Here is a 13,309-nt window from a genome sequence, read left to right as displayed (position 1 = left end):
TCTTTTCGTATCGAGAACGTCTGATTCAAAGCGGAGAGAAAACCAGGGAACGGATGCCGTCAGCCCAGAAGGGTACGGTCATCGGCCATCTTCTTGCCGCTGATCCGTTCGAATTCGCTCATTAGACGCTCGACAGTCAGGTGCTGCTTGTCGGCTTCGCCGATATCAAGAATAATGCGCCCTTTGTCCATCATAACCAGACGGTTGCCCAGACGGATCGCCTGTTCCATATTATGCGTGACCATCAGGGTAGTCAGGTTCATGTCGCGTACAATCTCGTCGGTCAACGACGTGATCAGTTCGGCGCGAGAAGGATCCAGTGCCGCAGTGTGTTCGTCGAGCAGCAGAATCTGAGGACGCGTGAACGTCGCCATAAGCAGGCTCAGCGCCTGCCGTTCGCCGCCGGACAGCAATCCGACCTTAGCGTTAAGACGATTCTCCAGACCGATGCCTAGACGGTTCAGTTCGCCCTGGAACAGCTTGCGGCGCGCACTGCTGACGCCAAAGGCAAAGCCGCGCCGTTTGCCGCGCAGATAAGCCATTGCCAAATTTTCTTCAATAGTCATCCGCGGAGCAGTGCCAGCCATCGGGTCTTGGAATACGCGTCCGATCCACTGGCTGCGGCGGTGTTCCGGCAGAGCAGTCACAGAGCGGTCGCCGATGCGGATTTCTCCGGTATCGGGCTTCATGACGCCGGAGATCATATTCATCAATGTCGACTTGCCTGCACCATTACTGCCGATCACTGTCACGAAGTCCCCCGGATTCAAATGCAGTTGAATCCCGATCAGTGCAATTTTCTCGTCGACGGTTCCGGAGTTGAACAGCTTGGACACGTTCGATACATGCAGCATCAACGGTCACCTCCAGCAGTTTCGAATGATTTAAGCAGTTCGGCAGAACGCTTTTTGGCGGCACTTCGCTGTTTGATTGCGCTTCGCACGGTTGGGAACACAAGCGCGATAATAACAATAACGGCCGTAATAAGCTTCAAGTCGGAGGTCTCAAAGCCTTTGATCTGCAGGGCCAGTGAGATGACGATACGATAGACGATCGAACCGAGTACGACGGCGAGTGTAGCACGGAAGACTGTTTTAGCACCGAACAGCGCTTCGCCGATAATGACGGAAGCCAGACCGATGACGATCATGCCGATCCCCGATGTGGCGTCGGCGAACGAGGACTGCTGTGCGATCAGGGCACCCGATAGGGCAACAAGGCCGTTTGAAAGACTGATGCCCAGAATAGTCGTATTATCCGTGTTAGCGCCGAAGCTCCGGATCATGCGTTTGTTATCTCCTGTTGCCCGCAGCGCCAGGCCGAGGTCCGTTTTCAGGAAGGCATCAAGCACCAGCTTGAAGACCAGTACGACTATAATCATAAAAGGAATAGGCGGGAAGGTATCGAGAACGGTGTTTTCGCCCATAATGGATACGTTCGGCATTCCGAGTATGCGCAGGTTGATCGAATAGAGGGCGATCATCATAAGAATACCCGACAGCAGACCGTTGATCTTCCCCTTGGTATGCAGCAGTCCCGTACAGGCGCCTGCCGCCATGCCGGCAAGAATAGCCGTTAGCGACGAGATCCACGGCGAGATGCCATGCGAGATCATGACAGCCGCGGTAGCCGCCCCGGTGGTAAAGCTCCCGTCAACGGTCAAATCGGGGAAATCGAGAATCCGGAATGTAATGTAAACGCCGAGCGCCATCAGGGCATACAGCAGCCCCAGATAGATGGCTCCGGGAAGTGAGCCGACTAAATTTTCAAACATAGATGACGCCTCCTGTGCGAAAAGGTAAATGGACTGTTACACTGCGAACTTGGCCGACAGTAACGCAAAACGGGATGAAGCCGCTGCTCATCCCGTTCCGGTTCGCTGCTGTGTCCGGCTGAGGTCCGGATTGTTACTGAATGATATTATTTTCTTGATCCTGTATCTTGCTCTTCATTCCGTCGGTCACTTCGATACCCTGCGCTTCGGCAGCTTTGAGGTTGAGAATCAAATCGAGTTTTTCCTGCATAGCTACCGGAAGATCGGCAGGCTTCTTGCCGTTCTTCAAAATATCGACAGCCATCTCGCCAGCTTGATAGCCATGATCGTAGTATTTGAATCCGACGGTTGCGAATGCGCCTCTTTCGACCGTATCGCGGTCGCTGGAGAAGAAGGGCAGTTTGTTATCGTTGGCGACTTTGATGATCGTATCGACGGCGCTGACGACCGTATTGTCGAGCGTAATATAGAGGGCGTCGACCTGGCCGGCGAGCGACTGTGCGGCCTGCTGAACTTCGGACGTATTGGTAACGGCGGCTTTAATCAGCTTAATGCCATGAGTACCCAATTCCTGCTCTGCACGGTCTGCCATGACAACAGCATTCGGCTCGCCTTCATTCAGTACAAGACCGATCGTCTTGATATCGGGCATCTCTTCGGCGATAAAATCGGCCAATTGTTTGATCGCTTCCGGATTCGTATCGGAAGCTCCCGTTACGTTGCCTCCCGGCTGTTCCATACTCGATACAATCTTGGCGCTTACCGGGTCGGTTACAGCTGCAAACACTACCGGCGTTTCCTTGACCTGGGAAGCGGCTGCTTGAGCTGATGGAGTGGCTATCGCAAATACAAGATCGTTTTGGCTTCCCGCAAGCTTCTGGGCGATCGACAGGTTGTTGGTCGAGTCCCCTTGGGCGTTGTTGTAATCGAGCGTTAGGTTCTCACCTTCGACGATACCGCCATCTTTGAGTGCATCGATAAAGCCTTCACGGGTAGCATCGAGAGAAGGGTGTTCCACGATCTGCGAGATTGCGACTTTGTAAGATTGAGTCTCGGAAGTACCGGTCGAGTCTCCTCCCTGTGCACCGGAACCGGCAGTCGAATCGTTTTGGCCGCAGCCAGCCAGGGCGGCGAGCGAAAGTGTCAGAACAAGCGGAAGCCATTTCTGTTTTTTCATAAATTATAAACCCCTTTCCCTATCTCTATATTGGATTGGCATGCTTGCGGTATACCGAACCTGTCAACGACCAGAAACGGCAGCAGGTAAGGCGCCTCATTTTTAATAGGAGACCGCGAAACCGCATTGTTGCTTTCGTGCGATAAAGCAAAAAGGTAGAGAAGAAGCGAACAATCGGCTTGTCGACGTTTTCCCTATATTACGTTGAGAATTTACCGGCAGTCAATCCGAAATTGAATCTTTGGAAAATAAAAATGGCTCGCGTCCGAAACCGATGTCGATTTCGAATCCGCGAACCATTTTGGGCAGTGCTGATCAGACACGGTTGTAGCCTGACATTCCGGCTCCATAACGGTCGACCATGCTGACAAGCAGCAGAACGGCCGTTACCCAGTGACCGAACATGCCCGCAATCGGGACAGATACGAGCAGACAGGTGACAATCCCTGCCGCCGATCCATAAAACGACTGCCGGTGCTGCAGCGACAGCAGAAGTGTAACGGTGTGCAAAACGAACATAACCGCGGTGATTCCCCATCCGCTGCCCATGACGACCATGCCGCCCAGCAGTGGAAGTCCGAGGATAAGTTCGAATAAACCGCTGACACCCTTGAATGTGCGTGCGAGCACCATATGATACTCCCCCAACTTCCTTATGTGTGTTTATATATGATAATAGGGTATAATACCCATTTTTAAGGAAGATGAAACATAAAGTGTTGGGCTGAATATCACGTGAAGATTTCTGCAAGATTGTATTCATACCCCGCGCCGTAAAGCTGCCACTCAATCAGAGCGATAAGCGCCAGATGAGCCGGGTAAAAAGCGCGCCATAGCCAACGCGGCAGGCGAACTTCCGTCCGGACTTCCGGAGCGGCCGAATGGATAATGGCGATTAAAAGGGTTGTGGTCAGACTGAAGAATTGAATGGAATTTCCCAAAAGAATATTCAGCACCAGATGCCCACCGACCATCGCCCAAGCGTTCGGCATATAACGGTAGATAAGCACCAGCAGCACTCCGTAAGTGGCATAATCAAATTTCAGCATGGCCATCGGTGCATAGGTTGCAGCAATCAGCAGCAGACCGACGGCCCACTGCAGCCAAGGCTGTCCCTTAAAATAGTCAATCGCCATAACGATCAGGAGGGCTACCAGTAGGGTGGCAATGACGTTGACCCCGGTAGTTGTGAACGCGAACATGAACGGAAGCTGAGATATCAGCGCCAGGATGAACAGCCGGAATGCATAACGGGGCTTGCTGCGCGTACGCTTGTAGCCGACTACCAGCAGGTAGCAGTAAATAGGGAATGCGATTCTTCCGACAATACGCATCCACCCTTCATTTTGGAAAAAGGTAGCGCCCAGGTGGTCAATAAGCATCGTAATCATGGCAATCAACTGCAAGCAAAAAGCCTCCTTCGTCCGTTATAAAAATTTATCCTGCAAACTCCACCAGGTCAGCGTCAAGCATACAATCAGGAAGATAGAGAATGCGATAACAGGACCGAAGCGCTTTTCTTTCCAGAACTTGATGCTGAGCATAACCATAAATACGGCAATCATCAGCAGAATAATAATCTCGACAATCGAAATGACCAAATATAAATCGCTCGCGAAACCTGCCACTTGGGTTCCTCCTTTTAAATGATAAAGAATAATAAAGCATAAGTGTGAAGATTGGTAAAATCCAAAAAAATATGGGCTGCCTTATCGGCTTATAAAATAGAAGGAACAGAGCTTATGATGAAGTCCAACTTGGTAAAAGAACAATCGGGAAATGAGATTCATCATAGTCCGCTTTCATCATACCATGCCGAATATGTCCGAAGGCAAGCAGAAACGTTGTGCATAAAGTTATCCCCAAATCCACAGCGCCAGAATAAGCACTTAAGATCATTATACCCACACTATACACAGTTTGTGCACAGAAAACGGGGGATAAGATACCGGTTACACACATATAAAAAGCCCGTTATACCGGGCGCCGCGGCGCTGGAAGGCATAACGGGCTTAAATATGTCGATTTTGTGGATAATTAGCGTTTCATGTTGCTACTGTGTCCCGGGGACAACTTGGCTTCCGGATCAAAGTATACTTTCGCATTATTTACGGCTGTTGGCGCTTCGCCGAATCCGACTGCGATCAGCTTCAGCTTGCCCGGATAAGTCGTAATATCGCCTGCGGCGAAAATACCCGGAATGCTCGTTTCCATACGCGTGTCGACCACGATCGAATTGCTCTGGATTTCGATTCCCCATTCAGAGATGGGACCCAGCGAAGAGACAAATCCGAAATTGACGATGACATCGTCCACTTCAATCTCTTGCGTTTCGCCCGTTTTCACATGCGACAATACCACGCGTTCGATCCGCTCTTCGCCGACCAGCTCCGTAATTTCTGTCGGGGTTACAACATTGACCTTGGAGGACATCAAGTTTTCTACGCTGTGTTCGTGTGCACGGAACTTGTCCCGGCGGTGGATCAGCGTCACCTGTTCGGCGATCGGTTCCAGCATCAGCGCCCAATCGACTGCAGAGTCGCCGCCGCCACTGAGCAGTACTTTACGGCCTGCAAACCTGCTGAGATCGCTGACGAAATAGTGCAGGTTGACGCCTTCGAAACGCTCTGCACCTTCCAGTGTCAAGCGGCGGGGCTCGAAAGCGCCGACGCCGGCCGTAATAATGACGGACTTCGCATAATGTACATCTTTGTCAGTCGTAACTTTGAAGCGCTGTTCGTCTTCCTTATCCACGGAGACAACTTTTTCTTCGAGGCAGATTTCCTGCTCGAAATGATTCATCTGTTCGACAAGCTGGTTAACCAATTCCTGGGCGGTTACTTTTGGAAAACCGGCTACGTCGTAAATGTATTTTTCGGGATAAAGCGCGGCCAACTGCCCGCCAAGCTGAGGCATACTTTCGATCAGCTTTACGGACGCCTGGCGCATTCCCCCATAAAAAGCGGCGAACAATCCTGCCGGGCCGCCGCCGATGATCAGAATATCGGCGATATTTTCGCCGTTGTGGATCTCTGTCACTTGATAAGCACCTCCGAAGGTATAAATCGTTATAAATCTATTGAAATGGATTCGATTCTCTCAATCTTATCTATTATAAACTCGTTTTTTACCGGATTGCAAAGCGAATTCCTGGCTTTTTCGTTGTTTTGCAGTCATAGCTCTTATATATGAAATAATAGAAAGCTTATAGGTTCTGCCAGCTTGCTTAGAAAGCCTATCGATAAAGGTTCTCTGACAACCCTGAATATTTTTTGTCGAATATGCGTCTAATTTTCAAATTTTCTTTTGAAATATCGCAGGGAAAAGCGTACAATGTATGTGATAAAAGTCGCAGTCAAGATGCGGACGGGATAAGTGATTGACGGGGAGAGTTTTCTTTATTTTTGTGTAAGTTTTCACATGAGGCTTCAACCCGTTAAGGGTTATCCCAATAAATGACTATTGAATCGAAAAGGGGTAAGAAAAACAATGAACAGCATTCCCAAAATCGTAATCCTGGGCGCCGGATATGCCGGTATCCTCACAGCTCAAAACCTGCAAAAAAAGCTTAAAAACAACGAGGCCGATGTTACACTGGTTAACCGTCACGACTATCATTACTTCACGACGGAGCTGCACATGCCGGCAGCCGGTACACAGCCCGACGAGAAAACGTATGAGAAAATTTCGAACCTGGTTGACGAATTCAAAATCGACCTGGTGAAATCGAACGTTACGGAAATCAAGCCGGAAGAACGTCAAGTCGTTCTGGAAGACGGAACGCTGTCGTACGACTACCTGATTATCGCTCTGGGTGGAGACCCAGAAACATTCGGCATCCCTGGCATGAAAGAGCATGCATTCTCGATCCGCAGCATCAATTCCGTACGCGCGATTCGCGAACACATCGAAACACAGTTCAAAGAGTACAAAAAAGACGGCGACGAAACTCGCCTGAACTTTGTTGTCGGCGGCGCCGGCTTCACGGGTATCGAGTTTGTCGGCGAAATGGCGAACCGTCTGCCTGAGCTGTGCAAAGAGTACGGCGTAGATCCTTCGAAAGTGGGACTGTACAACGTAGAAGCTGCTCCGTCCGCTCTGCCGGGCTTCGATCCGGAACTGGTCACTTACGCAATGGACACGCTGACCAAAAAAGGCGTAACATTCCGCATCGGCGTACCGGTTAAAGCTTGCGATGAAAACGGCGTAACGATCGGTGAAGGCGAACGCATTGAGTCCAAGACTGTTGTATGGACCGGCGGTATCCGTGGTAACCACCTGATCGAAGACGCAGGCTTCGAAGCTATGCGCGGACGCGTTAAAGTTGACGAGTACCTGAAAGCTCCGGGTCATGAAAATGTATTCATCATCGGCGACGGTTCGCTTATGATCGGACCTGAAGGTCGTCCTTACCCGCCGACTGCACAGATCGCTATGCAGCAGGGCGAACGCGTCGCGAAGAACCTGGTCGCAACTATTCGCGGGCAACAGCCTGAGAAGTTCGTATTCAGCAACAAGGGTACTGTTGCTTCCCTGGGCAAAGGCGAAGCCGTTGCCGTTGTAGCCGGCAAGAAAATCAAAGGCTGGCCGGCAGCTCAGCTGAAAAAAGTCGTTGACGCTCGCTACTTGTTCGTCATCGGCGGCTTGGGTCTCGTTCTGAAAAAAGGACGTTTCCTGTAAGCTGATTTTCAGCAAAGGTATATCATTAGTCCGAATTATCGGTTATCGATATATTATTGGATAACAAAGGCTGTCTCTGCACCGTGTAAACGGGATGCAGAGGCGGCTTTTTTTCGTGCTCAAAAGGTTTCCAGACTTGATCATTGAATTTTTTTGTACGGAGTCTTTCTTGGAAAAGTCTTGATAAACGTCGGGTATGCTGAACAGGAAGGAGGGACGCAAATGAGTTATACGCTGTTGGTTGCCGACGATGAACCGGATATCCGCGATATGTTGAACAGTTACTTCGTCAAATGCGGGTATGACGTCATGCTCGCCGAAGGAGGAGAAGAAGCCATCCGGAAAGCGGTACAGAAGCCTGATCTTATTCTGCTCGATATTGGTATGCCCGGCATGGATGGGCTTGAAGTTTGCCGCAGCTTGCGAAAAGCAGTCTCCTGCCCGATCCTGTTTTTGACCGCTCGGATCGAAGAAGTCGATAAGATAAATGGCTTCGCTGCGGGCGGCGACGATTATATCGTCAAGCCGTTCAGTCTATCCGAACTGGCCGCCCGCGTTGCCGCGCATCTGCGCAGGGAGGAGCGGCAGAATGGGAAGTCCGAAGCGAAGTTTGCCGGTGGACTGGTCATCAATTATTCGGCAGCTGAAATGACCTATCGTGGACTGGCGGTGACGCTGACCCGTCAGGAATACCGAATAGCGGAACTGCTTTCGCTGCATGCGGGCCGGGTGTTTGACAAAGAAGCGATTTACGAACGGATCTGGGGGGCCGAAGGTGAAGGCAGCAGCGCAGTTGTAGCCGAACACATTCGCAAATTGAGAGGCAAATTGGCCGATGTCGGCGCAAGCTCCCCAATCGAAACCATATGGGGGTTGGGATACAAATGGAGAGCTTAAACAGACGGTCAATCGCTTCGAAGAGATTTGGTTTCCGCTCGGTACTCACCGAGTTTATGCTGCTCACAGCTGTATGGGTATCGCTGGTCATTTTTCTGTCACAGGCAACGACTCACGAAGCGGCACAGCGATATGGAGTTTTGTATGCTTCTTATTGGGATTCGCTTCCGTATGAGTGGGTGTACGTAAAGAACGCAAGCAGCTTGGAAAGAGCCGAACCCGACGAATCGGGCAGCATCCGGGTTCGGATCTATGAAAACGGCACTTCAAGTCCGCGTTTCGCAGACTTTACGTATGCCCACAAACTCAAAGGCGGCTTTTATTTGATTGTTCAGTATGGGGCTCCTTACGCGTATACGATTCTTCTGTTGGGCGGTGGGTTGTTTATGTTCTATCGCCATCGTGTCCAGCAGCCTCTGCGAAAGATGATCGAAGCAGCAGAACGAGTGTCCTCAGGTGATCTTGATTTCCGTATCGGGACATTTCGACGCGACGAATTTGGACGGATCGGCGAAGCATTCGAGAAGATGCGCGGCGAGCTTGAACGCAGTAATCGAGAAATGTGGCGGATTGCCGAAGAACGCAAACGTCTGAATGCCGCTTTTTCGCATGATCTGAGGACTCCTCTGGCCGTGCTTAAAGGTCGGATTGACCTGCTTGCCGATTTCTATCCATCCGGTGAGTTAGATCGCGACGAGACGCTGACTGCTATTTCCGCCCTCCGCCGCAATGCCGATCGGTTGGAGAAGTACGTCGCTTCCATGAGCTCCGTGCAAAAGCTTGAAGAATTGGAACCTCAAGCTCGAGAAGTCGAGTTATCGGAATTGGCCGAAGAGCTGAGTGAAACCGGCAAAGCATTATGCGGTTCCAAGACTCTGAAGTTCGATCATCTTTTGCCGGGCGCTCTCTTTCTGGATTCCGACATCATTTCCCGAGTGTTCGAAAATCTGATCGTCAACGCCGAGCGATTCGCTTCTTCCTCGATTGTAGTTTCTTTTGACCATATGGAAGACTCGCTGCGCATCGTAGTTGCCGACGATGGCCCCGGTTTCAGCGCTGATGCTATTATCCGCGGTATTGAACCTTACTATCGTAGTAATGCTTCCCCGTCCAGCGAGCATTTCGGCCTCGGTCTCTACCTCTGCCGTCTACTGTGCGAAAAACACGGTGGCTGCCTGATCCTAGACAATAATCGGTCAGGCGGCGCGAAAGTAACGGCGGTGTTTCAGGATTTATCCGATCCGATTATAGAACCAGAGCGTTGAGGGACAGAAGTTTCACTTCGAGTAACGACATTTGTCGCTTCTGAATCTGCCACGCATCCAGCCGCTTTCCGATTCGACAGCTGGAGATGAAGTCCGGCGTTTCGAATCCCGGGCGCAGCTTCGCAGCTCCTCTTCCCCACCCTATAGATTGGCGGAAAAAGGCAAAGCGCTTCGGACCCAAAGCGTCGCCCGGAGCGCTTTGCTGCTTGGTAAAAGTGGGCGCACGTGCGTGGTGCCTACGGAACCGACCCCTTCGCCGGACGTCCGCTCCACCCGCCTTACCCGCAGTCCGCACAAAAAAGCGCCCTGGACGACTCAGTCGTCCAAAGCGCTTCACTCCACACCTTTCGTCGCTCAATCTTAAACCTTCAACATCTCCGCAGCTTTTTCCCAATTCAGCAGGTTTCCTACATAGAACGGACCGAACTCGCCGTACCGGGCACTGACTTCATCAAAACGCATCTCGTAAATCAGCTTTTTGAACTGCAGCGCGTCGTCCGCAAACAGGGTAACGCCCCACTCCCAATCGTCAAAGCCGACAGAACCCGTAATGATCTGCTTAACTTTGCCCGCGTAGCTGCGTCCGATCAGACCGTGGCTGCGCATCATCGTTTTGCGATCGTCCATCGACAGCATGTACCAGTTATCGCTCAGATCGCGCTTTTTGTTCATTGGGTAGAAGCAGATATGCTCCGACTTCGGCAGTTCCGGCTTAAGGCGTGCAACGACATGCGGATTTTGCATAGGGTCTTCGCCCTCCTTAGCCAGGTAGTTGCTGAGCTCTACGACGCTGACATAGGAGTATTCCTTTTTCGTGAATTTGGCAAAGTCGGTCTTGTTGAACGCCGTTTCCAGATTGCTCAGATCTTCCAGCGTCTCGCGCAGGTACATGAACACGAAATCAGCTTTCTGGCCTACAATCGAATAGACGGCTGTGCTTCCGACTCCGTTCTGTGCGGTTACCGCAAATTCCTGCATAAATTCCTCGAGGTCTTCAATAGCACCTGCGCGTTCTTCGTTATCGGCGGCTTTCCACATCGTCCAGTCAATTGAGCGGAAATCGTGCAAACAATACCAGCCCTCAAGCGTCAGTGTAGCTTCATTCATGAATCGATCACTCCCAAATGAGATTATATAATGGTGGGGATTTTCACAAGCGAGCATGCGGCTTATGAAGCGGCGTGCCCCTTACAAATCATTCCTTCAAACCAAGCATAGCATGCGCGAAAAGCGCTCCTAGGAACTTCCGTTTTCTATTGTATCGCAACGAGGAACGGAAGGGCAATTCGGGGTGCAAAAAGATCTCATGAAGATTTGAACAGATGTTCGCAAAAAGATAAGCATTCCGAAGCCCGAACGCATCCGGTCGCGGGGCCGGTTCGTATTCCCGTGATTTTGCTTTCTTTCCGCCCTTTCCTGCAGAAGGAATTGTGGTAAAATGGAGAAGCTCCAACGAACCTGTCCATAACCAAGGGCGCGTTCCGCGGAGCAAGTCTATTTTTACAGGCAATTTGCAAGGACAAGAGGGGGACATCCGCCGATGCGCATGAAGAGTCTGCTGCACTACACGGAACATCACCGTTATTATACGTATCGCGATTTCAGCCTGAGCAGTCTGGACGAGCGTATGCTGACCATGGTTTACCAGCCAATGGTCGGGACATCGGCCGTCGCATTGTACCGGCTGCTGGCTCAGCACCTTCCGGCGGAACAGACCGGATATTCCAAGCCCGAACAGCAGCGTACCCTGTTTCTTACGCTGGGTATCGAGCCAAACGACCGGGGCCGTACGCTGATGATTGAGAATGCTTCGAAGCTGGAGGCGGTCGGTCTGCTGCAGACTCACCGTTTGTATCTGCCGGATCAGGATCAATATATGTATGAATACGAACTTCAGCAGCCGCTGCCGCCATCCGACTTTTTCGCAACCCAGCATTTGACGCTGCTGCTCCGCGATCGAATCGGCAAGTTTGCGGTGCTGGCACTGCAGGAACGTTTCTGGAATGGCGAACCGGAGGAGTTAAGCGAAGCCGGAAAAGCCGCGAAGGAAAATATCTCGCAGCCGTTTTATGAAATTTTCGAACTGAATACGCATGTGATCGATTACGAGCTTGAGCAGGCGCTGACCGAAGCGTCGCCGGCACGCCGTCAGAGCAAGAACATGCCAGTGGAAGAGCCGCTGTTCGATTACTCCGACGTGATTCTGCATTTTCCTCGCGGAGCACGCAACCGGCCGTTTGTCGAAGGTCTGCGTCATAACCGAGAACAGATGGGCATGATTAACCATGTTGCGCGCAAGTTCGACCTGAACGTCGAAGATATCGTCAGACTGCTGGACGAGGAAGGAATCTTCACAAGCGACGGAGAGCTGCTGCTGGACAATCTTCAGAACCGTGCCCATCTGACCTTCCGTCAGACAGCCAAAAGAACCGAGGAACGTCAGCTTCGCGCGTCACGGGCTGTACGTCCGGAAGAACCGACTGCCGAAGAAACTCCGGTCGAACATGCTGTGGAGATGGAGTATTACTTGGAAGTGCCTACACAGTTCCAATCGAAATGCGATATCCATCAATATAATATGCTGCTTCGCAACGAACCTTATACAGGTCTGCTGCGAAACTTCTTCCCGGGAACAGTACCGGGACCTTGGCTCGATATGTTCAGCAAGATTGATCTCAGCTACAAACTGCCGGGTGAAGTCATTAATGTGCTGATCCATTACCTTGTGACTCTACTGGGCCGCGACGGGGAACAGCGGATCAGCCGCAACTTCGTCGATTCGATCGCGTCGAATATGCTGCTGCGCCAGATCGATACCTACGAGAAAGCCGTCCGTTATATCCGCGATCAAGATAATCCAAAACGCAAAGCGGCTGCCCAAAGCGGCGGCCGTGCCCGTACTCAGGGCAAAGCTGTCCGCGGCAAGCCCGAGTTGCCGATTGTACAGAACACACCGGTCCAGACCGCAGTCAGCGACGAAGAATTCGCCGAATACGTGCGTCTGGCCGAAGAAATGAAGGCCAGCAAGAAAAAGCCTCAGCATTAATCCTATGCTGTATCCTAGTCTCTGAAGGTTCCCGCGAGGACAGCCGAAATTATCGGCGCCTTCCGAGCCTGCTCTGAAGCTTTCCGCGAGGACAGCCGAAGCTATCGGCGCCTTCCAAGCCTGCTCCGAAGGGTTCCCGCGAGGAGAGCCGAAACTATCGGCGCCTTCCGAGCCTGCTCTGAAGCTTTCCGCGAGGAGAGCCGAAACTATCGGCGCCTTCCGAGCCTGCTCTGAAGCTTTCCGCGAGGAGAGCCGAAACTATCGGCGCTTTCCGAGCCTGCTCTGAAGGGTTCCCGCGAGGAGAGCCGAAACTATCGGCGCCTTCCGAGCCTGCTCCGAAGGTTTCCCGCGAGGACAGCCGATCCTGTCGGCGCCTTCCGAGCCCCACCCGCAAGCAGAATTCTTGCGAGCCACCCTTGTCGAACAGGAACCTGCCGCGCCAACAAGCGCTGCGGGAAAGCAGCAATGGA

At 51.7% G+C, this 13,309-nt stretch carries 13 protein-coding genes; 5 read left to right on the top strand and 8 right to left on the bottom strand.

What is annotated here, in order from left to right; all coding sequences use genetic code 11:
• Positions 1-59: 59 nt before the first annotated feature.
• The 7 genes from F456_RS0118850 to F456_RS0118820 all read right to left on the bottom strand — a co-directional run bounded on the left by F456_RS0118850 (position 60) and on the right by F456_RS0118820 (position 5,990).
• Positions 60-854, bottom strand: a complete 795-nt coding sequence (locus tag F456_RS0118850; protein ID WP_018978612.1) for an ABC transporter ATP-binding protein — start codon at positions 852-854, stop codon at positions 60-62.
• Positions 854-1,774 carry an ABC transporter permease gene (locus F456_RS0118845; protein ID WP_018978611.1) on the bottom strand — a complete coding sequence of 307 codons (921 nt, stop codon included), beginning with the start codon at positions 1,772-1,774 and terminating at the stop codon, positions 854-856. Before F456_RS0118845 ends, F456_RS0118850 begins: the two co-directional genes overlap by 1 nt.
• A gap of 133 nt (positions 1,775-1,907) precedes the next feature.
• Positions 1,908-2,951, bottom strand: a complete 1,044-nt coding sequence (locus tag F456_RS0118840; RefSeq protein ID WP_018978610.1) for an ABC transporter substrate-binding protein — start codon at positions 2,949-2,951, stop codon at positions 1,908-1,910.
• Between the two features lie 315 nt (positions 2,952-3,266).
• Positions 3,267-3,584 (bottom strand): hypothetical protein, encoded by a 318-nt coding sequence (locus tag F456_RS23040; RefSeq protein WP_018978609.1) that lies wholly within the window; start codon positions 3,582-3,584, stop codon positions 3,267-3,269.
• A gap of 98 nt (positions 3,585-3,682) precedes the next feature.
• The gene (locus F456_RS23035) at positions 3,683-4,357 is read right to left on the bottom strand and encodes a TraX family protein (protein ID WP_018978608.1); all 675 of its coding nucleotides are present in this window, start codon (positions 4,355-4,357) and stop codon (positions 3,683-3,685) included.
• Between the two features lie 21 nt (positions 4,358-4,378).
• The gene (locus F456_RS0118825; RefSeq protein WP_018978607.1) at positions 4,379-4,579 is read right to left on the bottom strand and encodes a hypothetical protein; all 201 of its coding nucleotides are present in this window, start codon (positions 4,577-4,579) and stop codon (positions 4,379-4,381) included.
• 409 nt (positions 4,580-4,988) lie between these two features.
• Positions 4,989-5,990: an NAD(P)/FAD-dependent oxidoreductase gene (locus F456_RS0118820; protein WP_018978606.1), complete on the bottom strand. Its 1,002-nt coding sequence runs from the start codon at positions 5,988-5,990 to the stop codon at positions 4,989-4,991.
• A 450-nt stretch (positions 5,991-6,440) separates the two neighbouring features.
• Here F456_RS0118820 and F456_RS0118815 point away from each other — a divergent pair, with 450 nt between their 5' ends.
• From F456_RS0118815 to F456_RS24440, 4 genes are all read left to right on the top strand, one after another.
• Positions 6,441-7,631 carry an NAD(P)/FAD-dependent oxidoreductase gene (locus F456_RS0118815; RefSeq protein WP_018978605.1) on the top strand — a complete coding sequence of 397 codons (1,191 nt, stop codon included), beginning with the start codon at positions 6,441-6,443 and terminating at the stop codon, positions 7,629-7,631.
• A gap of 222 nt (positions 7,632-7,853) precedes the next feature.
• Positions 7,854-8,528, top strand: a complete 675-nt coding sequence (locus tag F456_RS0118810) for a response regulator transcription factor (protein WP_018978604.1) — start codon at positions 7,854-7,856, stop codon at positions 8,526-8,528.
• Positions 8,516-9,793, top strand: a complete 1,278-nt coding sequence (locus tag F456_RS23030; RefSeq protein WP_018978603.1) for a HAMP domain-containing sensor histidine kinase — start codon at positions 8,516-8,518, stop codon at positions 9,791-9,793. Before F456_RS0118810 ends, F456_RS23030 begins: the two co-directional genes overlap by 13 nt.
• A gap of 31 nt (positions 9,794-9,824) precedes the next feature.
• Complete coding sequence (locus tag F456_RS24440; protein ID WP_157060139.1) at positions 9,825-10,157, top strand: hypothetical protein; 333 nt, start codon at positions 9,825-9,827, stop codon at positions 10,155-10,157.
• On the opposite strand, the gene hemQ is transcribed toward F456_RS24440, so the two are convergent.
• Positions 10,154-10,900 (bottom strand): hydrogen peroxide-dependent heme synthase, encoded by a 747-nt coding sequence (gene hemQ / locus F456_RS0118795; protein ID WP_018978601.1) that lies wholly within the window; start codon positions 10,898-10,900, stop codon positions 10,154-10,156. The genes F456_RS24440 and hemQ overlap by 4 nt on opposite strands.
• A gap of 433 nt (positions 10,901-11,333) precedes the next feature.
• Between hemQ and F456_RS0118790 the strand changes: the two genes are divergently transcribed.
• Positions 11,334-12,839: a replication initiation and membrane attachment family protein gene (locus F456_RS0118790; protein WP_018978600.1), complete on the top strand. Its 1,506-nt coding sequence runs from the start codon at positions 11,334-11,336 to the stop codon at positions 12,837-12,839.
• The last annotated feature ends 470 nt before the right edge of the window (positions 12,840-13,309 follow it).

It is taken from the genome of Saccharibacillus kuerlensis DSM 22868 (assembly GCF_000378145.1).
Classification (GTDB): domain Bacteria; phylum Bacillota; class Bacilli; order Paenibacillales; family Paenibacillaceae; genus Saccharibacillus; species Saccharibacillus kuerlensis.
This window is presented reverse-complemented; position numbering and strand designations above follow the sequence as displayed.